The organism is Lachnoclostridium sp. An131, assembly GCF_002160825.1.
Lineage (GTDB): Bacteria > Bacillota > Clostridia > Lachnospirales > Lachnospiraceae > Laedolimicola.
In genome coordinates this window covers 50894-75844 of the sequence record NZ_NFLI01000019.1, presented here as the reverse complement: position 1 = coordinate 75844, position 24951 = coordinate 50894, and the positions used below count along the sequence as shown (strand labels likewise).

The window sequence follows — 24951 nt, the reverse complement described above, 5'->3', positions numbered from 1 at the left end:
GTACAACATAATCACCATTATGTTGTTTTTTTATGTCATATCACAAGCCCCAGACGGCTGATCTGCCGCTGGTGTTCTCTTCCCGAGGATATAATATAGATGCGCGTGGTATTGATGCTGGAATGACCCAGAATATCTGCCAGCTTTGCAATATCCTTTTTCATGCTGTAATAGGTCCTTGCAAATAGATGGCGCAGATTGTGCGGAAATACCTTTTCCGGGTTGACCCTTGCTTCCTGACACAGCGCTTTCATTTCTCTCCAAATGTTGCTTCTGTCCCAGACCTTCCCGCTTTCTGTTACGAAAACCGGCCCTCTCCGGATTTTCCTTTCCCGAATATACCGCCTTAAAATAAGCTGAAGCTTATGAGGGAGAAAAACCTGCCTGTATTTTCCTTTGCAAGATACCTCGACGCTTCCCCGGAACACAGCCTCCACCGTAATAAAAGAGAGCTCACTGATTCGGATTCCGGTAGCGCAGACTGTCTGCAGCGCCGCTTCCAGCCGGTATTTCTTTTTTCTTCTGGCAGCTGCCACCAGCCTTCTGTATTCTTCCTTCGACAATTCTTTTTCCTGCGCGCAAAACACCTGATTCTGTACCCGCATCTGACGGACGCAGCAGTCTGTCCAGCCGTAATGCCGCAGAAAACTGTTAATAGATGAAAGCATAGAATTAATGCTCCGTACTGCATAGTCTTTTTTCAGCGTTTCTTTATAAGCCAGCAGCTCCTGCCTGCTAAGCGGGCGGTCTGACAGCCAGACCCGAAACGCGCGGATGTCTCGCATATATTTTTCTATGGTGTTTCTGCTCTTTTCCTCCTCTTCCAGATAATCTCTGTAATCCCTCTGCATAGTTTCCGTGATGTACCTGTTTTCCATTCTAATCTGTACCTCCTGTTGTTTTTTACGGCAGAGCCGCTCTTCTTAAGTTTGCTGCTATTTTTATTTTTCATACCCTCAGTTGGAAAAAACACACCCGCTCCTTGTCAGCTGAGGGTACCTGCCGGCTTTCTATTTCCCATAAATAAAAGACGCTTCTCAAGCCTTTTGGGGCCTTTGAAGCATCTTTTGCATTTCTTCCCGCATTCCTAAGAATTTCTTAATTATAGTTATACTTTTTTTATAGACTGGACACAATTTAGCCTTAATTCTCTGGTATAGTAATAATCGTAGCAGGAACACATATCAGTATTTCATTCATAACACTCAGGGGCTTCCGTGAGGAAGCCCCACTCCCTCGAAATCAATGCAGGAACGCCTTATCACAACCGGGCGCCCTGCTTTTTTATTATCCCTCTATGAATAACAGTTTTCTGCTCCTCCCGGGTATTTAAAAATAAAACAGCTCTTCAAATTTTTTATCCAGCGCAATGCACAGGATCAGCGCCAGCTTTGCGGTAGGATTAAACTGTCCTGTCTCAATGGAACTGATTGTATTGCGGGAGACTCCCACCATCTGGGCAAGCCGGGCCTGGGACAGATTCTTTTCCACTCTCGCTTCTTTCAAACGGTTTTTCAGTATCAGTTCTTCCTTCACAGCGCGCTCACAACCTTGCCTATATAATGAATGGAAAACAGTAACATCACAAGAATTCCCAAGGCAATCCACAGAAACAGCTTTTTCTTTCCTGTAAATCTGTATGTTTCATAAGCCTCCGCTACGATAAAGCTCCCATACATAACCAGAAGAAGATCGTTATTCTGATCAAAGACTGCGTTGAAAATGGCAAAAAAGCAGAAAACTGCAGTACATATGATAATTCCAAGCCTGTTTCCCCTGTTCTGCGCATCAATCATTCCCTCATCCACGTTTTCCTGTCTGCTTCTCTCCAGAATTTCTTCCTTATCCATAGGTTTCCCTCCATAAGATACAGATTGCCGCCAAGTTTTCTTGTCAATTTTATCTTATCATCGCCAAGTTTTCTTGTCAATCAATTTATCTTTCCACCTGCCCGGGCCCTGTGGATATTCTCCTGCTTTCCGAAAGCTAAGACCGGAATCTGGCTGTCAAACAGCTATTCAGCAAAAAAAGCATCCCTCCGGTCTTTTCAGGCCTTCGGGATACTTTCCTGCTCATCTGCTGTTTATGTTCTGTTTGTTTTCTGTCTATTTTCTCTCGTATTTCTCTTCGCAGTATTTGCAGCGGTAAACCTCCTTGCGGGGATCAGTCAGAATGAACACCTGATCCAGCTCCTGCTCGATGGAGGTAATGCAGCGGGGATTTTTACATTTGATAATATTGCGGATCTCCTTGGGAAGCGTCAGCGTGGACTTCTCCACCACTTCATCATCCTTTACAATATTGACTGTGATATTATGATCGATAAAGCCCAGCACATCCAAATCAATGTAATCAATCGGACACTCAATCTTCATAATATCCTTAACGCCCATTTTGGCGCTGCGGGCATTCTTAATGATAGCCACGGTACAATCCAGCTTGTCCAGATTTAGATATTTATAGATTTCCATGCTTTTTCCAGCCTGAATATGATCCAGCACGAAGCCTTCCGAAATCCGGCCTACATTCAATACGCTCTTTGCCATTACACAGTCACCTCCAGAAGTGTGAGAATCAGGGCCATGCGGACATACACGCCATACTGAACCTGCTTGAAATACGCTGCTCTCGGGTCGCTGTCCACTTCCACGGAAATTTCATTGACTCTGGGCAGCGGGTGCAGCACCAGCATATCCGGCCTTGCAAGCTTCATTTTCTTTTTGTCCAGAATATAGAAATCCTTCAGGCGTACATAATCTTCCTCGTTAAAGAACCGCTCTCTCTGTACTCTGGTCATGTAGAGCAGGTCCAGATCTCCGATTACGTCTTCGAGGCGTTCCACCTCTCTGTATGATTTCTGATTCGCTTCCAGCACATCTTCCCGGATATAATCCGGAATCTTCAGTTCCTCTGGGGAAATGCATACAAAATCAATGTTATCATAGCGTACCAGAGCCTTAATCAGAGAATGCACGGTACGGCCAAATTTCAAATCGCCGCACAGGCCGATAGTCAGATGATCAAGCCTGCCCTTCAGCGAACGGATGGTCATCAGGTCCGTCAAAGTCTGCGTGGGATGCTGATGTCCGCCGTCGCCTGCATTGATCACAGGGATCGATGAAACAGCCGTGGCTACCATAGGCGCTCCTTCTTTTGGATGGCGCATGGCGCATATATCAGCATAACAGGAAATCATACGAATCGTATCAGAAACACTTTCTCCCTTGGATGCAGAGCTGGACGCCGCACTGGAGAAGCCTAAGACCTGTCCACCCAGGTGGATCATAGCGGATTCAAAACTCAGCCTTGTTCTTGTACTCGGCTCATAAAACAAAGTTGCCAGAACCTTTCCGTCACAGGCATGCGCATATTTTGCAGGATTCTTCTCAATATCTCCAGCCAGATCAAGCAGACGATCCAGCTCTTCTACAGAAAAATCCAGCGGGCTCATCAGATGTCTCATAATTACCTCCCACTATTCTATCTATCAAGAGCTCTCCGGCCTGCCAGATACTGAATGTATGCAGGCCGGATCTTTTCCTGTACTATGTTACATCAAAACCTTTTCAATTTCAACAAATATATTTTGCAAATCTGCGATTTTTCCGGTATACTTTTCTGTAGGCACATAATGGAATATCCGGCCCGAAGCTGCGGGCCGGATAAGCGCGGAAAGGAGTCTGGCATGGAATTTAAAGAAAGGAAACGGTGGGTATTCTTAGGGCTGCCCTTTACCTTTACCACCTACACGATAAAGGGCGATCTTATCACGATAGACGAAGGACTTCTGAACCGGAAGGAAAATGACTGTTATATGTATAAGATTCAGGACGTGACCCTGAACACCAGCCTTCTGGAAAGGATTTTCGGTCTCGGCACCGTTATCTGCAGCACAGGTGACACGACACATCCACGGCTGGAGCTTCAGCATATCAAAAACGCCAGAACAATCAAGGATTTTATTCTGGAACAGTCTGAGGAGCAGCGCATGAAGCGGCGGACCCTGAATATGCAGGATATAGGAGCCGAACGGGATTTCGGGCTTGAAGCAGACGAGCCTGCAGAATAACCTGGAAAGGGGGTCCTCAAAACCGCAGTTACCGGAACTTGCGGTTTTGAGGACCCCCTTCCTGTTATACACAGGCAAAGCGATAAGCCGGGTTATGTCGTGGGTGTTCATCTATCTAGCTCTGCCGTCGCCGGCAGAATCAAGCAACCTACCTGAGACAGCCGGGCCGGCTTATGTCTCGTTTCGGTCTTGCTCCGGACGGGGTTTACATGTGCCCCGCCTGTTACCAGGCGGGCGGTAGTCTCTTACACTGCCCTTCCACCCTTACCAGCTTCCTGGCGGTACATTTCTGTTGCACTTTCCTTAGAGTCGCCTCTACCGGACGTTATCCGGCGTCCTGCCCTGCGGAGCCCGGACTTTCCTCACCTGACGCCTTTCGGCCTGTCAGCCGCGAACACCTGCTTTACCTGCATTCCCGGTTCTTTATTCTAACACGCAGCGCATGTTCTGGCAAGCCCTTTGATCCGCTCCGCAGCCTTCTCAAGTGTCTGCGCCCGGTTTCCGAAAATCCGCACAGCCAGATCCTCTCCGGGAAGCAAAGTTACGCCTCCCTCGCATTCTGTTTCCTTTTCAAGCAGATCCCAGATAGGCTCCCGCAGATCTCCGAAGGAAGCGGAAAGAAAGATATTTGCCAGATGCGTACAGCTCTCGAACATACCAAGCCCCCGCATGGGCATCCTGTCCGGCTCATAGCAGGTATTATCCCGGTAGATCAGTTTTCCCTCCCGGTAAATCCGCACAAGAGAAGAAAAGCGCCGGAAGGCAAACTGTTCATCATGAGCGACTCTTCCGGAACAGATGATTTCCAGCCAGAAAAGCCTGGCGCTTTTGTCCGCCAGATATATCTCCGTCTCGCTGTCATAGGCCGATCCCGCGAAGGGAATCACCGGCTGCGGACAGCAGTAAAGAGAGGCCCCCTTCTCCACCCTGGCCCGGATATGCCTGTAAGCGGCTCCGCCGTCCATCTTATGAATCTTTTCGAAGGACTGTGAGAGAATTTCCAGATCCGCACCTTCCCCTGCTTCATAGGAAAATTCCTGTCTGTCGCCCCGCATAATGCCTGCGGAAGCGCAGAGAGGCATAATCTGAATCCTCCCGTCCGGCTTTTCAAACGGCGCCATCAGCTTGTAAGGAGCCGTAAAGGATACGTCGGAAAGGATGGTACGCCCTTCCCGCTTCTGTGCATGGACTGCAAACCTTGATACTTTTCCAAACTGATTGACCATCTGCTTCTCCGTCATTTTCTCTGTTCTTCCCCTCACATATCCTCCAGCAGCACGTTTTTCCTGATCCATACCGCCACATCATCCACATGCTCGTCTCCGCGAATGTTGGTAAAGATAAAGGGACGACTGCCCCGCATTTTACGGGAATCCCGTTCCATTACGCCAAGATCCGCTCCTACATAGGGCGCCAGGTCAATCTTATTGATAACCAGAAGATCAGAGCGGGTAATTCCAGGCCCGCCCTTTCTCGGGATCTTTTCCCCCTCTGCCACATCGATGACAAAAATTGTCGCATCCACAAGCTCCGGACTGAATGTGGCTGACAGATTGTCCCCGCCGCTTTCGATGAACAGGATTTCCACATCCGGAAACCGCTCCAGCATCTCATCCACAGCTTCTATATTCATGGAAGCATCCTCTCGGATGGCGGTATGGGGACAGCCTCCGGTTTCCACGCCGATGATGCGCTCCTCGGGCAGTACACTGTTCCTGGCCAGAAACTGCGCGTCCTCTTTCGTATAAATATCATTGGTAATGACAGCTATGCTGTACTCACCTGCCATCTTACGCGACAGTATCTCAATAAGCGCGGTTTTCCCGGAACCCACCGGGCCTGCCACGCCGATTTTCACATATGACATTGTTTCTCCTCCCATTCTTTGTGACACATATGCTCTTATGGCATATAGCCTTATGACATATACAGCCGTGAATACAGCCTCTCATGCTGAATCCCCCGCAGGTCGAAGCCCGGAGCCGATAGGCACAGCTTCTCCCCGCCGCAGGACATTACTTCCTCCAGGATTTCTTCAAATTCCCGGAAAAAGCCCGCCAGCAGCTTCTGGCCCGCGCTCTGGCTTAAGGGAACGGTCTTCACACAGTTGGTCACCATGGCAGAGGCCTGCGCATACAGATAATGAGACAGGCATTCCTCCTCCCCTGTGTCCAGACAGGCACAGAATACGCCGTAGATACAGCAGTGGCTCACCGTCTTTCCCTTCCGCTTTTCCAGAAAATCAGGAAAGATTCCCATCGCACAGACAGGAAGCTCAAGCCTTTCTATGGTTTTTGCAAAGCGGGAACCCATTTTCCGGGCCGCTTCCCGCTGCTCTGCAGGAACCCTCGATGCCTCCAGAAGCTCCTCCAGTTCCTCCAGCTTTTCCAGTTCCTCCTGCTGTGCATATTCGTAAGCCAGCCGGACTGCCAGCAGATCCGTATATGTCAGGCTCCAGCGAAGCCTGTTTCTGATATATTCTTCCGCGCTTTTCTCATCATGGACCAGCCCCTTCTGGATATAAGTCTCCAGTCCCTGGGAATGGGAGTAGCCCCCTATGGGAAACAGTGCGTCATTGACCTGAAGCAGGTAAAAATCCCGTTCTTTCATAAGCCTTCCGCCTCACTCTGTACTTGTCTTCATGCGCCGTGAGAGTGATGATGAGAAACAGAGGCGGAAATTCTCCGGTCAAAATCCAGCTTTTTCACGGCTCTGGCTGTCTTTACTCCATGAAGCCTTGAGAGCATCGCAAGCATCGGCTCATCATAAACTGCCGTAAAGGTATCGTAAGTGTCTCCCCAGAACAGCGGCGCATGCCTGTTTCCTATCTCATAGCAGACCTTCGCCGCCATGAAGCCATGCCCCTCCTCAAAGGATATCTCTATCACCTCGCAGGGCGGCGTGTTCACAGCGATCACCAGCCTGTCATCCTCGTAGAGCACGTCGTCCTGGAGAAGCCCCCGGCTCAGTACGGAATCATCCATGCGGATTCCGATCTCCCGGCCCTTATCCGTAGTCTTGCGGTGTATTTTCTTAAAAGCCTCGTGCCACTCAATATTCACATATTCCACAACCCTTCCGGCTGTATCTGTCTCACTTAATTTCCCATAAATCTGTTCGCACAGCATAGTATTCTCCTTCTGCTCTGTCTTTCTCCGTTCTCCGGCGCCGATGTCACAGGGGACAATACGCCCCCTGGTACACCACGTACCGGCGTTACCATACTTGCAGCAGCATCATAACGCCCGGAATCCAGGCCGTCACCACGCCCTCAAAAATCTGCAGCAGCGGCACAAAGCGCCCAAGCTTTTTCCCCAGGATATCCTCTACAAAAGAGGTTCCCCAGAGGATGGCCCACAGATACCAGATGCCCGCCCAGCGGATATCTGCAGTGATGCCAAGGGCCTCGCTCCCGGTCACACCCTCAATGGTTCCGAATACCAGAGCATTGACAGCCACGAACGTGGAGAACCAGGCAAAAGGGACAGGGCTTAGGTTCAGCAGTCTGCTGAAAGCCACAAAAAGGTAGGTAAAGCAGAACAAAAGACCCGTTCCGGCCGCGTAATAATCCCCGTTTACCAGATTTACAAAATTGATAAACAGAGAAAGCGTGCCGGTCAGGATGTTCATGACAGCCGCAGATTTTCCATCCACCTTGTACAGGGCGCACATACCATTGTTTATCAGTACAATTCCTACAAATAACAGACAAACTCCTAACATTTATTTCATAATCTCCTCTCTCCCGGGAACCGGCCGCGTCTATCCGTCCCGGCACTTCCCGGTTTTTCACAGGCGGCTGCAGGCAGCCTGCAGCCGCCCCCGTTTTCCGCCGCCTGCCTTGTCAGAACAGGCTGTAGAGCTGGGTCAGCGGCAGCTTTTCCGCCGGCTTTGAGGTAATCTCTTCTCCGTCCACTGTAACCCGGTACGTCTCGGGATCAACGGTCAGCTCCGGGGTGCTGCTGTTGTATGCCATATCCTTCTTTCCGACGCTGCGGCAGCCGGATACGGGAACCACTGCCTTTTCCAGCCCATATTTTTCTTTCACGTTCTCTTCCATGGCCGCCCTGGAAACAAAGGTCAGGCAGGCTTCGTATTTCGCCTTGCCATGGGCGGCGAACATGGGCTGATAGAACACCGGCTGCGTGGTGGGAATAGACGCGTTGGCGTCTCCCATCTTGGAAGCAAGAATCATGCCGCCCTTGATAATCATATCCGGCTTGATTCCGAAAAAGGCAGGGTTCCACAGAACCAGATCCGCCAGCTTCCCTTCCTCCACAGAGCCCACATACTGAGAGATTCCATGGGTGACAGCCGGGTTAATCGTGTATTTCGCTATGTACCGTTTTACGCGGAAGTTGTCATTTCCGTGGCCCTCATCCTCCGGGAGCGCGCCTCTTTCGTCCTTCATCTTGCTGGCCGTCTGCCAGGTCCGGGCGATAACCTCGCCCACGCGGCCCATGGCCTGGGAATCAGAGCTCATCATGCTGAAAATGCCCATGTCATGAAGCACGTCCTCCGCCGCGATGGTCTCCGGGCGGATACGGGAATCCGCGAAGGCGATATCCTCCGGAATCCGTTTATCCAGATGATGGCAAACCATCAGCATATCCAGGTGCTCGTCAATGGTATTGACCGTGTACGGCATGGTCGGATTCGTGGAGGATGGAAGCACATTGGGGGCCGCTGCCGCGCGGATGATATCCGGCGCGTGGCCTCCGCCCGCTCCCTCTGTATGATAGGTGTGAATGGTCCGGCCTCCGATGGCCGCCAGCGTGTCCTCCACGCAGCCGCCTTCATTCAGGGTGTCCGTATGAATCGCTACCTGCACGTCATAATCATCCGCCACGTTCAGGCAGTGGTCGATGACAGCGGGAGTGGAGCCCCAGTCCTCGTGAATCTTAAGTCCCATAGCTCCGGCTTTGATCTGCTCGATCAGCGGCTGCTCGTCGGAGCAGTTGCCTTTTCCGAGGAAACCGAGATTCATCGGATATTCCTCTGCCGCCTTCAGCATCATCTTCAGATTCCAGGGACCAGGCGTACAGGTGGTCGCATTGGTTCCATCCGCAGGCCCTGTGCCTCCTCCGATCATTGTGGTTATGCCGCTGTACAGCGCGCAGTCAATCTGCTGGGGGCTGATAAAATGGATATGCGTATCGATTCCGCCCGCTGTCACGATAAGATTCTCTCCTGCGAGGGCCTCCGTGGACGCTCCCACTGTCATGCCAGGCGTCACGCCGTCCATAATGTCCGGATTTCCCGCTTTTCCGATTCCTTTGATTTTTCCGTCCTTGATTCCGATATCCGCCTTAACGATACCATTTACATCCACGATCAGCGCATTGGTAATCACCAGATCCAGATCTCCGTCCGCGCTTTTCGTCTTCACAGACTGTCCCATACCATCACGGATGGTCTTTCCGCCTCCGAATTTTACTTCATCTCCATAGGTGGTATAATCCTTTTCCACTTCTATTATAAGGCTTGTGTCGGCCAGACGCACCTTATCGCCCACAGTGGGGCCATACATGGCCGCATATTTACTGCCTGATATTTTTACACTCACTGTCCTTCGCCTCCTTACAGAAATCCCTTCAGCTTCGCGCGTTCCATGGATCTATCCAGCGTATCCTCTCCTGCCTGCGCACATGTCAGATCACTCAGGCCGAATACCCTGCGCCGCCCGCCCATCCGCGTAAGCTGCACCTCCTTCGCTTCACCCGGCTCAAAACGCACCGAGGTTCCCGATGGAATGTCCAGGTGATACCCATATGCCTTCTCCCTGTCAAAGGAAAGTCTTCTGTTCACCTCAAAAAAATGATAATGGGATCCTACCTGGACCGGCCGGTCCCCCGTATTTGCCACAAGAAGAACTACCGTTTCTTTTCCTTCATTTAAAGTAATATCCCGGTCGAGGGGCATGATTTCTCCGATTTTCATGAACATTCTCCTTTCTGCCGCAGGGCTTACCGTATCGGATTGTGGACCGTTACCAGCTTTGTGCCGTCCGGGAAGGTGGCTTCCACCTGAACTTCATCGATCATGTCTGCTACGCCCTCCATGACATCCGTTCTCGTCAGAAGCTTGGTCCCGAGCTGCATCAGCTCCACGACGGTCTTCCCGTCTCTTGCAAGCTCCATCAGCTCCGAGCTTATATAGGCCAGAGCCTCCGGATAATTCAGCTTCAGGCCTCTTTCCCTGCGTTCCTTTGCCAGGCTTCCGGCAAGGTGCAGAAGCAGTTTTTCCTTTTCCTTTGGATTCAGCCGCATGATGTATGATACTCCTCCTTTCAAAGCATAAAAAAACAGACAATAAAGGCTGTCGTGACCTCTTTGTCTGTCTCAATCTTTTTCCTGATAGAAAGCTTTCCTATTACCGGCAAATTTTAACCTGATTTTATAGCTCCCGTCAAGCCTTTCCGCACAAACCGTATTTTTTTCTGTTTCCCGTCCTCTCTTCCGAATCTTTTTCTGACTTTACGAACCATCGTTTTTGTACTATACTGATATAGAAAATGTTTCACTGACCGCAGGCGCAGAAGCGTATTTCCGCCTGCAGTCCCCGGTGTTTTCCCCTCCGTGGGGATACATAAAAGAAAAGCGAGGAAACGGCATGACCAGACAGGAACTTCTCGACCGGCTGAACAAGGGCCCCCTGATTCTCGACGGTGCCACCGGCTCTAATCTGATGAAGGCAGGAATGCCAAAGGGAATCTGTACGGAAAAATGGGTGGCTGATCATCCGGACATACTGATAAAGCTCCAAAAGGATTATGTGGAAGCAGGCTCCGATATCATCTACGCTCCCACCTTTATGGCAAACCGCATAAGCCTGCGGGAACACGGGCTGGCAGACGAGACAGAAGCTCTGAACAAAGCACTGGTATCCTTAAGTAAAACGGCTTCCGGCGGCCGGGCTCTTATCGCCGGAGATCTCACCACTACCGGAAAAATGATGGAGCCGCTGGGCCCCATGTCTTATGACGCACTCTATGAGGCTTACCGGGAACAGATCACATACCTTGTGGATGCCGGAGTCGATTTGCTGGTTGCAGAAACCATGCTGGCCTCCAATGAAACCCTGGTACTCCTTGACGCTGCCGCCTCTGTCTGTGACCTGCCTGTTCTCTGTACGCTGACTATAGAGGCAGACGGAAGTCTCTTTTTCGGAGGAAATATCTATGACGCTGTCGAGGAGCTGGAAGCCATAGGAGCTGCCGCTGTAGGCTGCAACTGTTCTACCGGACCAGACCAGCTGGAGGCCGTCATCTCCGGAATCCGAGACCGGGTCTCTATCCCCGTTATCGCCAAGCCAAACGCCGGAATGCCCACAATCAGCGAAACAGGCGAAGCTGTTTACCATATGGGCCCGGAAGAATTCGCCGGACATATGAAGGCACTGCGCCGGGCCGGCGCGTCCATACTGGGCGGCTGCTGCGGCACAACACCGGAATTCATCCGCGAATTAAAAAAGGCGCTCGCTTGAGCGCCTTTTTTGTGTTCTCTCCTACTCTCCCTGTTTCTGCTACTGTTCCAGCCGTTCAAAGACCATATCATAGCCGTCGTTTCCATAATTCAGGGAACGGTTTACCCTGCTTATGGTCGCTGTAGAAGCTCCCGTCTTCTCAGCAATCTCAAGATAGGTCTTCTGCTCCCGAAGCATCTTTGCCACTTCAAAGCGCTGTGACAGAGACAGCAGTTCGTTGATTGTGCATACATCCTCAAAAAAGGTATAGCACTCTTCCCTGTTTTTCAGGCTTAAAATCGCATCAAACAAAAAATCTACAGCTTCTGTCCTTATCTTCCTGTTCACGGTTCTCTCCTTTTAATCTCCTGTGGTCGGATTTTGCGTCCCCGTTTCCTCTCAGGCGGAACGGGCCTACCCGTATTTTATCACAGTAAAATTTTAAAGTCCAGAAGCCATTGCAGACATTTCTCTGCATTTTCCTTTTTCCCTGCTATCCGCGCTGAATTCAAACACAGCTTAACGGCCGCTCTTATCTTTCAGTATGCTCTTCAAAAGCTCCGCTGATCTGTTCACTACCAGCTCCTCCGGAAACTGCAGTTCCTCCAGAAGTGCATGAGCCAGATCGTGACGACCCACATCCGTATCCACATGTGCGTCGCTTCCTATGACAATCGGAACCTGGTATTCCATGCACAGCTTCAGCATCTCCACATCCTGTGGCTTTGCGTTTTTGCGGGAGCCTCCGGGACGAAGGGAATTTTCATTCAATTCCAGCAGCGCTCCATACTCCTTCGCTCCCTGAACGATCGCGCGGAAATCTACAGGATATCTCGGATCGTCCGGATGGCCCAGAATATGAACATATGGATTTTTCATGGCATTCAGGCATGCCTGTGTATTGTATTCGCGGCTTCCCGGCACGAAGCATGGAATATGCAGGCTCGCAATCGCCAGATCCATCTGCCTGAGGGTTCCTTCCATCAGATCGACCGTTCCCTGCTCGTCCAGAATATTCAGCTCTACTCCCATCAGAAGCTCTACATCATAGGCATGGCGGTCCACTACCTTCAAATTCTGAAAGTAGATAGCCTGACAGCTCCCTGTCATACGCGGCGCATGCTCGGTAACAGCCAGAAGCTCCAGGCCTCTCCCCGCGGCTGCGGCTGCGTTTTCCCGGATCGTGCTGTAGGCATGTCCGCTTGCCAGCGTGTGGGTATGCGTATCCATGATATCTCTGATCATCTTTTTCTCCTCTTCTCTGTGTTTTCTCTGCTTTATCACCAAGTCTGTCTTCGCATCTTATTATATGCGCCAATTCAGGCAAATACAATTCTTAATTTTTCTTCAGATTTCTTTTTCTTCTGCCGCCTTTATGGTATACTATCCCAATATTTGAGGAGGAGAACTATGAAAGAAAGAAAACCGATTTCCATTCGACTTATCATTTCCGCGATTGTCCTGCTGCTCCTTGCAGCGCTGGCCGTCTGGAAGGCAGGCGGCATGCTTGTCCGGCAGCCAAATCAAACCACGTCTGCCCAGGGAAATGCTTCCGGCAGCCCTGACGAATCCGCAGACATCCAGGAAAATACTTCCGACGCTTCCGGTGAATCTACGGAACAGAATGCAGACAGCCCCGGAAATTCCACATATGCAGATGCATTTCTTCCTGATTATACAAGCGCGCCTCTCCTGAATACCACGGCTGTCAAATGCCTTTCCATGGAAGTAGGTTCGTCTGAGACGGAGCTCCGCTTTAACTGGCTTTCTCCCAGCTCTAAAAAAGGGCAGGTGCGCCTGACCGACTCGTCATCCGGAGAAACCAAGAGCTTTGATTCTGAATGCACTGCATCCGAAACCGTGCCCGGATATTATGTAAACAAAGCGGTCGTCTCCGATCTGACTCCAGGCGCTTCCTATACCTATCAGGTCGGAAATGACGAAGCGTGGTCCCCGGAATACAGCTATCAGTGTCCGGATGCGGATCCGGATACGCTGACCTTTCTGGTCACTGCCGACGCCCAGATTGGCCAGGCGGAAATGGAGGAAGCTTCTGCGACGGCAGAACGCTGGGACAGCGTTCTCACCCGGCTGACCAGCTATGTGCCGGAAGCTTCTTTTCTGTTCCATCTCGGAGATCAGGTGGCAGATTACGGCAGCCAGGAGGAATATGAGCTGTTTCTGGAGCATCTCTCACTGTACAGTATCCCTCTGGCTCCCGTAGTAGGGAACCATGACGTGCCAAACTCCTATTCTCTTGAAAGAAATGGGCATCCAGGCGCTCCTTACTTCTACGAGCATTTTAATGTCCCAAACCGCTCCGACACTGGGCTGAGCCAGTACGATCAGGACGGCAATTATTATTTTATCCGGGGAAATATCCTTTTTATCGTGCTGAACAGCAATACCATCCAGGGAAGCGAGGTTCAGGAGCAGTATGCTGCCCAGGTGGTCGCGGAGCATCCGGATACGAAATGGCGCATTCTTGTCCAGCATTTTCCGGCGTATCCCGGTTCGGAAGGCACTCACACGGACTGTAAGGAATATCTGGCACGTATTGCAGAGGCCAACGATATCGATCTGGTCCTTGGCGCACACGATCATGTCTATTCCCGCACTGCCTTCGTCAACGGACTCTGTGAGACGCTCCAGGGATATCCCTATTCCAGTGGCTCTACCGCGGTGAATCCGGAAGGCACGCTTTATATTACCTGCAGCACCTCCAGCGGCTGCCTGTACCACGAGCCTGAAAGTGAGATCCGGATCGTAGAGCTGCTGCAGCCCTATGCTCCAATGGCGCTCCGCTTTGATGTGACAGATACAGAGCTTCACATGCGTGCTTATCAGGTAGATACCTGGAGCGTATGCGACGAATATACAATCCGTAAAGAATAAAGAAACAGCGTACAAAACGGGCCTCGGGAAACAATCCATCTGTTTCCCGAGGCCCGGCTGCTTTCAGCCAGGACTGAACCATAATCCGTATTTCATCACCGCTCTGCAGCCTTCGCTGCAAACTCCGTATTTACCAGATCCTCATACGGCACTCTCTGCTCCAGCTCGCCTGCCTCATCCAGAATATCCTGCAGAAGCGTAAAGCTCTCTTCCTCGAAAATCAGATCCTCCTTCCAGGTATCCTGCTCATAATAACGGGTTACGATCGTCGTGATATCCTCCAGATCGGTCTCCTTAAACTGGGGCGCAATCACCTCAGCAATCTCTTCGGGAGTATGATTCTGTACATAATCCATTCCCTTCTGAAGCGCGTTGGTAAAGCCCTGAATCAATTCCGGATTTTCTTCAATATAGCTCTGTCTTGCGCTGTAAGCCGTATAGGGCACGTATCCGGAGTCTACGCCAAGAGACGCTACCACATAGCCTGCGCCTTCCTTTTCCAGCAAAGTAGCAGAAGGCTCGAATTCGACCGTAAAATCTGCCAATCCGCCGGAAAAGGCTGCGGCGGTGGAACCAAAATCGATGCTCTGGTCAATATCCATATCCGCCGTGGGATCCAGATTGTTCTTTTTCAAAATATACTCGAAGACCATCTGGGGCATGCCGCCCTTTCGTCCTCCGAGCACAGAGCTTCCGCGCAGATCAGACCACTGAAAATCCTCCATGGGTTCTCTGGAAACCAGGAAATTTCCGGCCCGCTGGGTCAGCTGGGCAAAATTTACGATGTAATCATCAGGATTCTGGCTGTAAACATAGATAGACGCCTCAGATCCCATAAATCCGATATCTGCCTCACCGGAGAGAACGGCGGTCATCACTTTATCCGCCCCAAAGCCATTTATCAATTCCAAATCGATGCCTTCCTCCTCGAAGTATCCTTCTTCAATGGCTACATACATAGGCGCGTAAAAAATGGAATGAGCCACCTCATTCAGCGTCACCTTCGTCAAATCCTTTTCCTGCCCTCCATCCTTGCCGCAGCCGGCCAGTCCCGTGCAAAGGACAGCCGCAATAAGGACAGACGGCAAAAGCACAGACAGCTTCTTTTTCATATGATATCCTCCTTTTTTCGAATACTATATGATATACAGCAGCCGAAAAAAGGTGACAGCAGGCCTGTGCCTGAAAAAGCCTGTCAGAGGTATTCGACATTCACAAGGCACAGCCCCTGGGCAGGTGCTGTAAATCCCGCTTTTTCTCTGTCCAGGGAAGCCAGAATTTCTTTCATTTCCTCCGCACTTTTCTTATGCAGCCCCACTTCAATCAACGTTCCAGCCAGAATCCGCACCATATGATACAGAAATCCGTTCCCGGTAAATTCAAGGCAAAGCTCCGCTCCCTTTCGCTCTATCACAACCTGTTCCAGAGTCCGGACCGTAGACTTTTTTGTCCTGCGGTAAGAGCTGAACGCCCGGAAATCATGTGTGCCGCAGAGCAGGGCAGCCGCCTCCTCCATAGCGCTTTCGTCCAGATCCTGTCCCAGCTCATACAGATATTTTCTTTCAAAGACGTTGTGTACCGGGCTGGTCCAGATCCGGTACCGATATGTTTTCCGGACGGCATTCAGCCTGCTGTGAAAGCGAGGCTCCGCTTCCTCCACAGAAAGGACCGCGATATCCTCCGGAAGATACCGGTTCAGAGCGTCCTGTAGCTTTCCGCAGGTCAGCTCAGACTCTGTCTTAAAATTTGCCACCTGTCCGAGCGCATGCACTCCGGCGTCAGTCCGTCCTGAGCCCATAAGGTGAATACGCTCCCCGGTCATCCGCTCCAGCAGTGCAGTAAGCCGCCCCTGAATTGTATTTTCTTCATGCTCCTGGCTCTGCCATCCGCTGTAACGGGTCCCGTCATACTGAAGCACCAGCTTGATATTTCTCATAAATTTCTGCTTTTCCTTTCCTGTATTTTCGTGTATCATATAGGGTGAAGGTGAATTGTTTCAAGCTCTCCGGCAGATGCCATTTTATCTCCGGAGCTCGAAATATATGTGAGGGATAAGCTATGTTCGAAATTATAATATTTATCATTATCATTGCAGTCATCTACCAAAATACGAAAAAGAAAAATCAAAGCCGCCAGACGCCGCCATTTACCGCACAGCCCCAAAGGCCGGCCTCTTCCGCTTCCTCCCGCTCTGGAAGCACTTCAAAAAGCGTTTCAAAAACAGGCAGAAGGAAAGAACAAAAGGTCTCTGGCCTCCGCCGAAAGCAGCAGACAGCCTCTCCAAACCGTCCGCGGAAGGAACAGCCTCTTGAAAACCGGACCTTTATAGATCCTGTCAAGCCTTACCGTCCGGCTCCCAACGCAGGAGAACGGTACGAAAACTGGATGCCTGTGCCTGAGGGCAAAAGAGTATGCCGCTGCGGCTACTGCGGAGCAGACAATCTGATCCCCAAGCATTCAGACCCCAGCAATTACAGCTGCTATTTCTGCCGGGAAGATCTGTAGGCGGTTTTCTGTTTCAAAACGCCAGCTTTTTATTCTGGAAATCACGAGATGAAGCCTGATTCAGCGCTTCATCTCTTTTTTGATCCATTCTTCAGACTCTTCCAGCCGTCTGTCCAGCTCCGGCACGTTTTCAGGCCCCACGGCCTGCTTCATCCAGGCATATTCGTCCAGCAGCCCCTGTCCATGAGGCACGAGATAGGCTCCTGCGTCGCTGCCAAGCCCCAGGCGCCCGCCTTTTTCAAAGACATAGCGGACACACCTCATCTGGCGCCGCAGAATCTGCTCCACCTGTTCGTCCGGATAGCGCCCGCAGCCCAGAAGATTCCCTGTCGGGGCCAGGGTCGGCACCCAGATCGTATGGCTTTCCGCCAGCATATCGAGCGTGTCCTGTTCCAGATAATCCCCGTGCTCCAGCGTATCCAGACCGGCCTCCACAGCCGCCCGGGCAGGCCCGTCCCCGTTTCCGTGGGCCATGACCTTCATTCCTCTGTCGTGGGCAAATTCGATCATTTCGCGGATTTCCTCCGCGGACAGGCCTTCCTCGTTCAACACGCCAAACCGGTCAAATTCCATAAGGCCGCTGATCATGATCTTGATAAAGTCCGCCCCTTCCCTTCTGGCTCTCTGCACCAGCTCCCGGTACTCCTGTCTGTCCCGAAAGGCATGTCCTACAATACCGCCGTAATGTCCCTTTTTGTGAATCGCAAAAATCGGAGAACGGTAATCGATCCCGTATTCCGGCGCTATCTCCCTGGCGCGGGCGGAGACGCCAAGGGCGTCTCCGCCGTCCCTGACAAAGGTAACTCCTGCCTGCTGCCAGGCTTCAAAATGCTCCCGGATCGGTCCGTCCTTTACTCCGTCCCTGTGAAGGCTGACCGCCGCTTTATAGTTTTTTCCGTCCATGATGATATGGGCATGACATTCCCCAAACATCCTTCCTCCGCTCCTTCGCATCATACTCCCGCCGGATGCCAGGCCCGGATATCTCCTGTCACCCGCCGCTGCTATCCCCAGTGTAATCAAATGCTCTTCAAAAGTCAATCTGTCATCTGATACTTCCGGCTCCATTCCTTCGTCTCATCGTTTCGCACACACTCGCTCCGGTTCCGGTAAAGAAAACGCAAAAGCTCATAACAGTCAATCCAGATTTCCCCGTTTCCCTCCTTCTGGGATTCGTCAAAAATCAGCTGAATTCCAAAATGCAGATGGGGCTCGTCGATATTATTCACATCCTCTGTGGCGCTGTATCCGGTTCTCCCCATATAGCCAATCACATCACCGGCCTGTACCATGCTCCCCTCTTCCAGGTCAAGCGCATAGGGAAAGCCCTTGCGCAGATGCGCATAGTAGTAATAGCGCTTCTGATCAAAGCTTCGGATGCCAATCCTCCAGCCCCCGTACTGGTTCCAGCCCAGCGCCTCCACAGTTCCCGATTCCACAGCGATAATGGGAGTACCGGTCTGCCCCATCAGGTCATGTCCCAGATGCTGTCTTTTGTATCCATAGCTTCTGGACACGCCGAAATCATCATATTCACTGTAAGGAAAGCCTTTTGCAATCGGATGAAATGCCTTCAGCCCGTAGCGGCTTTCCCAGACAGTATCCTCTCCCTCCCCGGCGGCCTTCTGAATCCGGTATTCTCCCACCAGGCCGCCCAATACGGCTGTATAGGCCTCCAGATAATAGTCATAATATTTCAGCTCTCCAGCCAGCTCCTCCATACTCTTTCCCTCAAGCAGGGCTTCTGCAGCGCCATCCAGGTATCCGTTTACCTCGCCCTCCTTGGAAAAGCTGCCTCCGGTGTGGGCAGCCGTATAGGCAAGCAGCTCGATCCAGTTCAGATGAATCCGGCTGTCATGTGTATTGACGTCATATTCATATGCCCTTGCAAGCGCTTCTGCCGTCACATCAAAATCTACCCATTTGATATAATCCTCCTCCACCTCATCTGTCAGGGAAGGAAGAAGGGAAAATGGCCTCTTCTGCGCGTTCAGGCAAACTGCGGCAAGGCTCATGACCGCCATCAGCTCCAGCAGGACAAGCCTTCTCAAGATTTTGGATTTTATCATGAATTCCCAGATTATTTTTCTTACTGATTCTTATGCGTTTTGCAGGAAAAACAGACCCGATTTTCAATTGACAGCCTACCCTGTTTGTGATACGCTATAGCCAGTCAGAAGGCCCTGGATTACAGGCTATCTGGCACAGCTGACGCCGGCTTTTGCCGGCGATTCACTATTTATTTTATTTTTTCGGAGGTATTGCAATGAGCAAGGGTACAGTAAAGTGGTTCAACAACCAGAAGGGCTACGGATTTATTTCCGACGAGCAGGGAAATGACGTATTCGTGCACTACTCCGGCATCCATATGGACGGCTTCAAGTCCCTCGAGGAGGGCCAGGCCGTGGAATATGAGGTCGTAGAGGGCGAAAAGGGACCGCAGGCCGTAAACGTCACAAAGCTTTAATCCGCCGACAGATTTTGTGCCTTTTTCTATATACAGACATCAGTGTTTCTGGCTGGAATAAAGCATCAACGGGAAAAGCAGATTATGAGAAAGAGCGGCGGAAGCTTTTTGGGGATTCAGTTTTCTGCTGCCTGTGTTCGGACGTTTCACGGACGTCTGTATGCTTCCGGACGGACTCCCAAGTCCGCCTGAATCATACATCCATCCGCGAAAAGCCGGACACATGGTCAGCAGAAAGCCTGAATCGATAAAAGCTTCCGCCGCTCTTTCTCACATATGATTCTGTTTTTTCCAAGTCTCCTGAGCTTCCTCTAATTTGCTGAACGAATTAACTCTCCCATACTGTTCAGGCTGCCAGACATATTCAAACCTGCACCCCTGACAGCCTGCGCAATCAGAATTCCAGCAATCAAAACAGCCACCGCAATAGCCAGCATACCCAAAAGTGTCTGCCATTCTTTCACTGCCATCCCTCCCATCTGAGAGCCCCAATATTTTTCCAGCTTCATTGTAACATGTTCTATTATAAGAAGCCATAAAATATTTCTCTGATTCCAAAAGACTGGACAGGTCTGTGAATTTCTGTATTCTACAGCAGTTCTTTCAAGATCTGATTTACCATTCCCGGATTTGCCTTGCCTTTCATCTCCTTCATGGTCTGGCCTACCAGGAAGCCCAGGGCCTTTTCCTTGCCGCCCTTATAGTCTGCCACAGACTGGGGATTTGCCGCGATCACGCGCTCGATGGTTTCACGCAGGGCTCCTTCGTCGTTTACAGTCTTTAACCCCTTCTCTTCCACATAGGCCTCCGGGTCAATGTCATCATAGAAAATATGCTCGAAGACTTCCTTGGCCACCGTGCTGTTGATGGTTCCGGCGTCTGCCAGCTCCACCAGTTTTGCCAGATGCTCCGGGGAGAATTTCAGATCCTCCGGCTCCTGGCCGTTCTCTTTTAAGAGGCGCATGGTCTCCACCATCAGCCAGTTGCTCACCTTCTTCGGCTTTCCGCAGAGGGCTGTGGCTGCCTCAAAGAGATCGGCCATCTGCTTGGAGCTGGTCAGAATCTTCGCGTCGTATTCCGGAATATCAAACTCTTCTTTATAGCGGACCAGCTTTTCCGTGCGCAGCTCCGGCTGGCGGGAACGCACCTCCTCAATCCATTCCTCGCTGATATCCACGGGAACCAGGTCCGGTTCCGGGAAATAACGGTAATCCTGAGCATCCTCCTTGGAACGCATGGCATGGGAAGCTTCCTTATTGTCGTCCCAGCGCCTGGTCTCCTGAATCACCTGTTTTCCTTCCTCCAGAAGCTCAATCTGGCGGGCGCGCTCGCCCTCGATGGCACGGCCGATGGCCTTAAAGGAGTTCAGGTTCTTCATCTCCGTACGGGTACCGAATTCCTTCGCTCCCACCTCCCGGACAGACAGGTTCACATCCGCGCGCATAGAGCCCTCCTGCAGCTTGCAGTCGGAGGCGCCGAGATACTGGATAATCAGGCGCAGCTTGTCAAGATAGGCGATAACTTCCTCGGCGCTGCGCATATCCGGCTCGGACACAATCTCAATCAGCGGAACCCCGCTTCGGTTGTAGTCCACCAGGGAGCAGTCCTCCCATTCGTCGTGAATCAGCTTTCCGGCGTCTTCTTCCATGTGAATCTCATGAATGCCGATCTTTTTGCTTCCACTCTCCGTCTCAATCTCCACATAGCCGTTCCGGCAGATAGGCGCGTACAGCTGGGAAATCTGATAGTTCTGGGGATTATCCGGATAAAAATAGTTTTTCCGGTCAAATTTGCAGTGACGGGTGATCTGGCAGTTGGTCGCCAGCCCCACCGCCATGGCATATTCTACCACTTTTTTGTTCAGCACCGGAAGGGAACCGGGCATGCCGGTGCACACCGGGCAGGTATGGGTGTTTGGCGCTCCTCCGAACTCTGTGCTGCAGGAGCAGAAAATCTTGGTCTTCGTCGCCAGCTCTACATGGACCTCCAGACCGATGACGGTCTCATACTGTCTGCTCATTCTCTTCCACTCCTTTCCATTTCTGTCTCTGTCCGTGTACTGCAGACGCCGCCTGCAAGCGTAAATTCTCCACGGACACATTCATAGGCATAAGCCGCCTGAAGAATTTTTTTCTCCTGGAAGCAATCTCCCAGAAGCTGCAGACCCACTGGCAGGCCTTTCCTGTCCTTCCCACATGGCAGGCAGATACCCGGCAGTCCTGCCAGGTTGGCCGAAATTGTATAGATATCGCCCAGATACATTTTCAGCGGATCACTTAAGGATTCTCCCAGCCGCGGCGCCGTCGTCGGCGCCGCAGGCCCCAGAATCACGTCATATTTTTCAAAGGCACGGTCAAATGCCTGGCGGATCAGTGCCTTCGTGCGCAGCGCCTTCAGATAGTAGGCGTCATAATATCCGGAGCTCAATACGAAGGAACCCAGCATAATCCGTCGTTTTACCTCTGCTCCAAAGCCTTCGGAGCGGCTTTTTTTATACATATTGTGAAGCCCCTCATATTCTTCCGCCCGGTAACCATACTTCACGCCGTCAAAACGGGCCAGGTTCGAGCTGGCTTCTGCCGCGGCAATGACATAGTAGGCCGGAATCGCATAATCTACGAGACTCAGATCAAACTCCTCTACTACGGCTCCCTGCTCTTTGAGTACACTGGCTGCCTTCCGGACGGCCGAAGCCACCTCCGGATCAAGGCCTTCTCCAAAATAGTCCCGGGGAATGCCGATGCGAAGGCCCTTTGCATTATTCTGAAGAGCTGACGTAAAATCATAGCTTTCCCTCTGAATTGATGTGCTGTCCTTTTTATCATGGGAAGCGATAATCTCCAACAGCATCGCGCAGTCTGTCACATCCCGTGCAATCGGTCCGATCTGATCAAGTGAAGAGCCATAGGCTATCAATCCGTACCGGGACACCGTACCGTAGGTAGGCTTCAGTCCAGTCACTCCGCAGAAGGAGCTGGGCTGGCGGATGGAGCCGCCTGTATCAGATCCCAGTGCGCAGCTACATTCGCCAGCCGCCACCGCCGCGCAGGAACCGCCGGAGGAACCGCCCGGTACATGCTCTGTATTCCAGGGATTGCGTGTCGGGCCAAAGTATGACGTTTCTGTCGTGCTTCCCATCGCAAACTCGTCCATATTGGTCTTTCCAATCATGACCATCCCTGCCGCTTCCAGCCTCAGCGCCGCCTCTGCTGAATAGGGCGGTTCAAAGTTATAAAGGATTTTTGATGCGCAGGTCGTCCGCAGCCCCTCCGTACAGATATTGTCCTTCACCGCAATCGGAACCCCGGCAAGAGGGCCTGTCAATTCACCTTTTTCTATCTTCTCCTGAACTCTGGCTGCCCGGCGCAGGGCCCCTTCTTCATCCACAGTGACAAAGCAGTTCAGTTCCTTATCCCGTTCCTTTATCTGCTTCAGGGCTGCTTCTGCCGCCTCCACAGCCGTAACCTCCCTGGCCTGAATCTTTTTTCCCAGCTCCGCGGCTGTCAATTCCATCAGTTCCATACTGCCGCCTCCTTGTCTACTCTACTGTCTTCGGCACCTGGTACATGCCATCCTTGACCTTCGGCGCATTTGCCAGCATCCGCTCCCGGTCGTCTCCGTTTTCCACCTCATCTTCCCGGAACACATTGCTTACCGGGAAAATATGCGTCATAGGTTCCACGCCTGCCGTGTCCAGCTCGTTCAGCTTGTCGATATAATCCAGCATCCGGCCCATGTCCTTTTTCGCCGCTTCCTTTTCCTCTCCGGACAGCTCCAGCTTTGCCAGAATTCCTACATATTCTATTGTTTCATCAGAAATGATGTTTGCCATATCTCTGTGCTCTCCTTTCCAGTCATATGGGGACTCACTCTATACTGCTCATTTCCAACGGTCCCCCAGGGGACCCTCTCTCGGCTCCGCCGATTCACCTTGGTCCCCAGGGACCCTTCTCTCGGCTCCGCCGATTCACCTTGCTAGGGATCCAGCCTGCTTAAATCCCTCGGAAACAGCGTCGTCTCCCGTACATTGTCCTCACCTGTCAGCTTCATGGTCAGACGCTCCAGGCCGATGCCCAGTCCTCCATGGGGAGGCATTCCATATTTGAAGGTATCCAGATACTGCTCCATGCCCTCCTCTGTCATCCCGCGCGCTGCTATCTTGTCGAGAAGCATCTGGTAATCGTGGATGCGCTGCCCGCCTGTGGTGATCTCCAGTCCCTTGTACAAAAGGTCAAAGCTCAGCGTAAACTTCGGATCTGCCGGATCGTCCATGGCGTAGAAGGGGCGCTTCTTTGAGGGGTAGTGCGTCACAAACACAAAATCAGAACCGTATTCCTCCTGGAAATAGCGTCCGATCAAAACCTCTTCCTCCGGCTCCAGATCATAGGGATTGCGAATCTTATGCCCGTATTTTTCAGATGCGAGCCGTTTTGCTTCGTCAAAACGAACTGCAGGAATCCTGTCTGCTTTCGGCAGTGTAATATCAAGTATCTTCAATTCCGTCTGATACTCCCTCTCCAGCAGCGCCAGCATATACTGCAGGAATCCCGTTTCCATCGCCATGATGTCCTCAAAGCTGTCTATAAAGCCCATCTCAAAATCCAGGCTGGTATACTCGTTCAAGTGACGCTTGGTGTTGTGCTTTTCTGCCCGGAACACAGGCCCCGTCTCAAACACCCTGTCAAAGACGCCTACCATCATCTGCTTGTAAAACTGCGGGCTCTGTGCCAGCACTGCCGGATGATGAAAATAGTCCAGCCGGAAAAGGTTAGAGCCGCCTTCCGCCCCTTTCGCTCCGATCTTCGGTGTATGAATCTCCGTAAATCCCTGACTGTAAAGGAAATCCCGGAACCCTCTTACGATTCCTTCCTGGATTCGGAATTTTGCTCTCTCCCGGACATTGCGCAGCGCTATGGATCTCATGTTCAGCTTCGCCTCCAGAGAAGTGTTCATTTTCCATTTGGAAATCGCCAGAGGCATCGGCGCGGCCGGCTCAGAAAGTACCTTTACACTGCTCAAGCGAAGCTCAACGCCGTGGGGCGCTCTCTCTTCCCTTCGCACGGTTCCCTGTACTTCCACACAGTCTCCTTCCTTCAGCAGCTTCAGTTCAAAACCTGACGTCCCTTCTTCGTATACGCACTGCAGAAGTCCATCTCTCCGCCGGAGGATTACGAAGGCCACTTCTCCCATATCACGGATCGTATGAATGGTTCCCTCCGTCTTTACAGCTGCTCCTTCTGCGGCGGATCTGGTAAGATCTTTCAGATCTGTCGTATCCTTTTTTCTGATTCCTGTCATAAATTCCATCTGCTTTGGCTCCTTTCTGTTTCCGGGCAAAGCCTTTGTACAGCAAAAGACCCCGTCCCGGAATATCTTATTCCGGGACGGGGTTCTTATCTCATCATTAATAAAAATCCCGCGGTACCACCCGCATTGGAAAGCGTCCGCTTTTATCTGTCTTTGCAGCTTCATATCTGAAGCCCCTTCTGTACGGATATCGGCTCACTCTCCCACTCTTGCCCGTAACGGAGGCTGCCGTACCGGCCTACTC

At 51.5% G+C, this 24951-nt stretch carries 29 protein-coding genes and 1 other RNA gene; 5 read left to right on the top strand and 25 right to left on the bottom strand.

What is annotated here, in order from left to right; translation table 11 throughout:
• Positions 1 to 35: 35 nt before the first annotated feature.
• The 5 genes from B5E77_RS14540 to pyrB all read right to left on the bottom strand — a co-directional run bounded on the left by B5E77_RS14540 (position 36) and on the right by pyrB (position 3463).
• The gene (locus B5E77_RS14540; protein ID WP_087166077.1) at positions 36 to 878 is read right to left on the bottom strand and encodes a tyrosine-type recombinase/integrase; all 843 of its coding nucleotides are present in this window, start codon (positions 876 to 878) and stop codon (positions 36 to 38) included.
• Positions 879 to 1329: 451 nt separating this feature from the next.
• Positions 1330 to 1536, bottom strand: a complete 207-nt coding sequence (locus B5E77_RS14535; protein WP_087166076.1) for a helix-turn-helix transcriptional regulator — start codon at positions 1534 to 1536, stop codon at positions 1330 to 1332.
• Complete coding sequence (locus B5E77_RS14530; protein WP_087166075.1) at positions 1533 to 1850, bottom strand: DUF6442 family protein; 318 nt, start codon at positions 1848 to 1850, stop codon at positions 1533 to 1535. The genes B5E77_RS14535 and B5E77_RS14530 overlap by 4 nt, the downstream gene beginning before the upstream one ends.
• Positions 1851 to 2105: 255 nt before the next feature.
• Positions 2106 to 2546, bottom strand: a complete 441-nt coding sequence (locus tag B5E77_RS14525; protein ID WP_087166074.1) for an aspartate carbamoyltransferase regulatory subunit — start codon at positions 2544 to 2546, stop codon at positions 2106 to 2108.
• The gene (gene pyrB, locus B5E77_RS14520) at positions 2546 to 3463 is read right to left on the bottom strand and encodes an aspartate carbamoyltransferase (RefSeq protein WP_087166073.1); all 918 of its coding nucleotides are present in this window, start codon (positions 3461 to 3463) and stop codon (positions 2546 to 2548) included. The genes B5E77_RS14525 and pyrB overlap by 1 nt, the downstream gene beginning before the upstream one ends.
• Before the next feature lie 222 nt (positions 3464 to 3685).
• Here pyrB and B5E77_RS14515 point away from each other — a divergent pair, with 222 nt between their 5' ends.
• Positions 3686 to 4069 (top strand): PH domain-containing protein, encoded by a 384-nt coding sequence (locus B5E77_RS14515; protein WP_087166083.1) that lies wholly within the window; start codon positions 3686 to 3688, stop codon positions 4067 to 4069.
• Positions 4070 to 4136: 67 nt separating this feature from the next.
• Here the strand turns inward: B5E77_RS14515 and rnpB are convergent.
• The 9 genes from rnpB to ureA form a co-directional block, all read right to left on the bottom strand.
• An RNA gene (gene rnpB, locus B5E77_RS14510) (RNase P RNA component class A) lies at positions 4137 to 4479 on the bottom strand.
• 18 nt (positions 4480 to 4497) lie between these two features.
• Positions 4498 to 5331 carry an urease accessory protein UreD gene (locus tag B5E77_RS14505; RefSeq protein WP_242963756.1) on the bottom strand — a complete coding sequence of 278 codons (834 nt, stop codon included), beginning with the start codon at positions 5329 to 5331 and terminating at the stop codon, positions 4498 to 4500.
• Positions 5328 to 5936, bottom strand: coding sequence for an urease accessory protein UreG (gene ureG / locus B5E77_RS14500; protein WP_087166072.1), 609 nt, complete (start codon positions 5934 to 5936; stop codon positions 5328 to 5330). The genes B5E77_RS14505 and ureG overlap by 4 nt, the downstream gene beginning before the upstream one ends.
• A gap of 50 nt (positions 5937 to 5986) precedes the next feature.
• Positions 5987 to 6679, bottom strand: coding sequence for an urease accessory protein UreF (locus tag B5E77_RS14495; protein ID WP_087166071.1), 693 nt, complete (start codon positions 6677 to 6679; stop codon positions 5987 to 5989).
• A gap of 29 nt (positions 6680 to 6708) precedes the next feature.
• Positions 6709 to 7197 carry an urease accessory protein UreE gene (locus tag B5E77_RS14490; protein WP_087166070.1) on the bottom strand — a complete coding sequence of 163 codons (489 nt, stop codon included), beginning with the start codon at positions 7195 to 7197 and terminating at the stop codon, positions 6709 to 6711.
• A gap of 88 nt (positions 7198 to 7285) precedes the next feature.
• Positions 7286 to 7792 (bottom strand): AmiS/UreI family transporter, encoded by a 507-nt coding sequence (locus B5E77_RS14485; protein ID WP_087166069.1) that lies wholly within the window; start codon positions 7790 to 7792, stop codon positions 7286 to 7288.
• Positions 7793 to 7913: 121 nt separating this feature from the next.
• A complete protein-coding gene (gene ureB / locus B5E77_RS14480; RefSeq protein ID WP_087166068.1) occupies positions 7914 to 9635 on the bottom strand; it encodes an urease subunit beta in 1722 nt (573 codons plus the stop codon).
• Between the two features lie 14 nt (positions 9636 to 9649).
• The gene (locus B5E77_RS14475) at positions 9650 to 10009 is read right to left on the bottom strand and encodes an urease subunit beta (protein WP_087166067.1); all 360 of its coding nucleotides are present in this window, start codon (positions 10007 to 10009) and stop codon (positions 9650 to 9652) included.
• Between the two features lie 26 nt (positions 10010 to 10035).
• On the bottom strand, positions 10036 to 10338 hold the full coding sequence (gene ureA / locus B5E77_RS14470) for an urease subunit gamma (protein WP_087166066.1): 303 nt from the start codon (positions 10336 to 10338) through the stop codon (positions 10036 to 10038).
• Positions 10339 to 10681: 343 nt separating this feature from the next.
• Between ureA and B5E77_RS14465 the strand changes: the two genes are divergently transcribed.
• Positions 10682 to 11554, top strand: a complete 873-nt coding sequence (locus tag B5E77_RS14465; protein ID WP_087166065.1) for a homocysteine S-methyltransferase family protein — start codon at positions 10682 to 10684, stop codon at positions 11552 to 11554.
• A 39-nt stretch (positions 11555 to 11593) separates the two neighbouring features.
• Here B5E77_RS14465 and B5E77_RS14460 read toward each other — a convergent pair whose 3' ends face one another.
• On the bottom strand, positions 11594 to 11881 hold the full coding sequence (locus B5E77_RS14460; protein WP_087166064.1) for a YerC/YecD family TrpR-related protein: 288 nt from the start codon (positions 11879 to 11881) through the stop codon (positions 11594 to 11596).
• Between the two features lie 171 nt (positions 11882 to 12052).
• Entirely contained in the window at positions 12053 to 12775 is a 723-nt protein-coding gene (locus B5E77_RS16845) for a phosphatase (RefSeq protein ID WP_143468648.1), read from the bottom strand.
• A 168-nt stretch (positions 12776 to 12943) separates the two neighbouring features.
• On the opposite strand from B5E77_RS16845, the gene B5E77_RS14455 reads away from it, so the two are divergent.
• The gene (locus tag B5E77_RS14455) at positions 12944 to 14428 is read left to right on the top strand and encodes a purple acid phosphatase family protein (RefSeq protein ID WP_162609714.1); all 1485 of its coding nucleotides are present in this window, start codon (positions 12944 to 12946) and stop codon (positions 14426 to 14428) included.
• A gap of 95 nt (positions 14429 to 14523) precedes the next feature.
• Here the strand turns inward: B5E77_RS14455 and B5E77_RS14450 are convergent, their stop codons facing one another.
• Positions 14524 to 15540 carry an ABC transporter substrate-binding protein gene (locus B5E77_RS14450; RefSeq protein ID WP_087166062.1) on the bottom strand — a complete coding sequence of 339 codons (1017 nt, stop codon included), beginning with the start codon at positions 15538 to 15540 and terminating at the stop codon, positions 14524 to 14526.
• Between the two features lie 83 nt (positions 15541 to 15623).
• On the bottom strand, positions 15624 to 16364 hold the full coding sequence (truA, locus tag B5E77_RS14445) for a tRNA pseudouridine(38-40) synthase TruA (RefSeq protein WP_087166081.1): 741 nt from the start codon (positions 16362 to 16364) through the stop codon (positions 15624 to 15626).
• 122 nt (positions 16365 to 16486) lie between these two features.
• On the opposite strand from truA, the gene B5E77_RS14440 reads away from it, so the two are divergent.
• Positions 16487 to 16933, top strand: a complete 447-nt coding sequence (locus B5E77_RS14440) for a hypothetical protein (protein WP_087166061.1) — start codon at positions 16487 to 16489, stop codon at positions 16931 to 16933.
• A gap of 60 nt (positions 16934 to 16993) precedes the next feature.
• Here the strand turns inward: B5E77_RS14440 and B5E77_RS14435 are convergent, their stop codons facing one another.
• On the bottom strand, positions 16994 to 18001 hold the full coding sequence (locus B5E77_RS14435; RefSeq protein ID WP_242963755.1) for an amidohydrolase family protein: 1008 nt from the start codon (positions 17999 to 18001) through the stop codon (positions 16994 to 16996).
• Complete coding sequence (locus B5E77_RS14430) at positions 17971 to 19002, bottom strand: M23 family metallopeptidase (protein WP_087166059.1); 1032 nt, start codon at positions 19000 to 19002, stop codon at positions 17971 to 17973. Before B5E77_RS14430 ends, B5E77_RS14435 begins: the two co-directional genes overlap by 31 nt.
• Before the next feature lie 197 nt (positions 19003 to 19199).
• Between B5E77_RS14430 and B5E77_RS14425 the strand changes: the two genes are divergently transcribed.
• Positions 19200 to 19400: a cold-shock protein gene (locus B5E77_RS14425; RefSeq protein ID WP_087166058.1), complete on the top strand. Its 201-nt coding sequence runs from the start codon at positions 19200 to 19202 to the stop codon at positions 19398 to 19400.
• 311 nt (positions 19401 to 19711) lie between these two features.
• Here the strand turns inward: B5E77_RS14425 and B5E77_RS14420 are convergent, their stop codons facing one another.
• From B5E77_RS14420 to aspS, 5 genes are all read right to left on the bottom strand, one after another.
• Positions 19712 to 19909 carry a hypothetical protein gene (locus tag B5E77_RS14420; RefSeq protein ID WP_087166057.1) on the bottom strand — a complete coding sequence of 66 codons (198 nt, stop codon included), beginning with the start codon at positions 19907 to 19909 and terminating at the stop codon, positions 19712 to 19714.
• 80 nt (positions 19910 to 19989) lie between these two features.
• Positions 19990 to 21420 carry an Asp-tRNA(Asn)/Glu-tRNA(Gln) amidotransferase subunit GatB gene (gene gatB, locus B5E77_RS14415; RefSeq protein ID WP_087166056.1) on the bottom strand — a complete coding sequence of 477 codons (1431 nt, stop codon included), beginning with the start codon at positions 21418 to 21420 and terminating at the stop codon, positions 19990 to 19992.
• Positions 21417 to 22922 (bottom strand): Asp-tRNA(Asn)/Glu-tRNA(Gln) amidotransferase subunit GatA, encoded by a 1506-nt coding sequence (gatA, locus tag B5E77_RS14410; protein ID WP_087166055.1) that lies wholly within the window; start codon positions 22920 to 22922, stop codon positions 21417 to 21419. The genes gatB and gatA overlap by 4 nt, the downstream gene beginning before the upstream one ends.
• Positions 22923 to 22938: 16 nt before the next feature.
• Positions 22939 to 23232 carry an Asp-tRNA(Asn)/Glu-tRNA(Gln) amidotransferase subunit GatC gene (gene gatC / locus B5E77_RS14405; protein ID WP_087166054.1) on the bottom strand — a complete coding sequence of 98 codons (294 nt, stop codon included), beginning with the start codon at positions 23230 to 23232 and terminating at the stop codon, positions 22939 to 22941.
• Positions 23233 to 23375: 143 nt separating this feature from the next.
• A complete protein-coding gene (gene aspS / locus B5E77_RS14400) occupies positions 23376 to 24707 on the bottom strand; it encodes an aspartate--tRNA(Asn) ligase (RefSeq protein ID WP_087166080.1) in 1332 nt (443 codons plus the stop codon).
• Between the last annotated feature and the right edge of the window lie 244 nt (positions 24708 to 24951).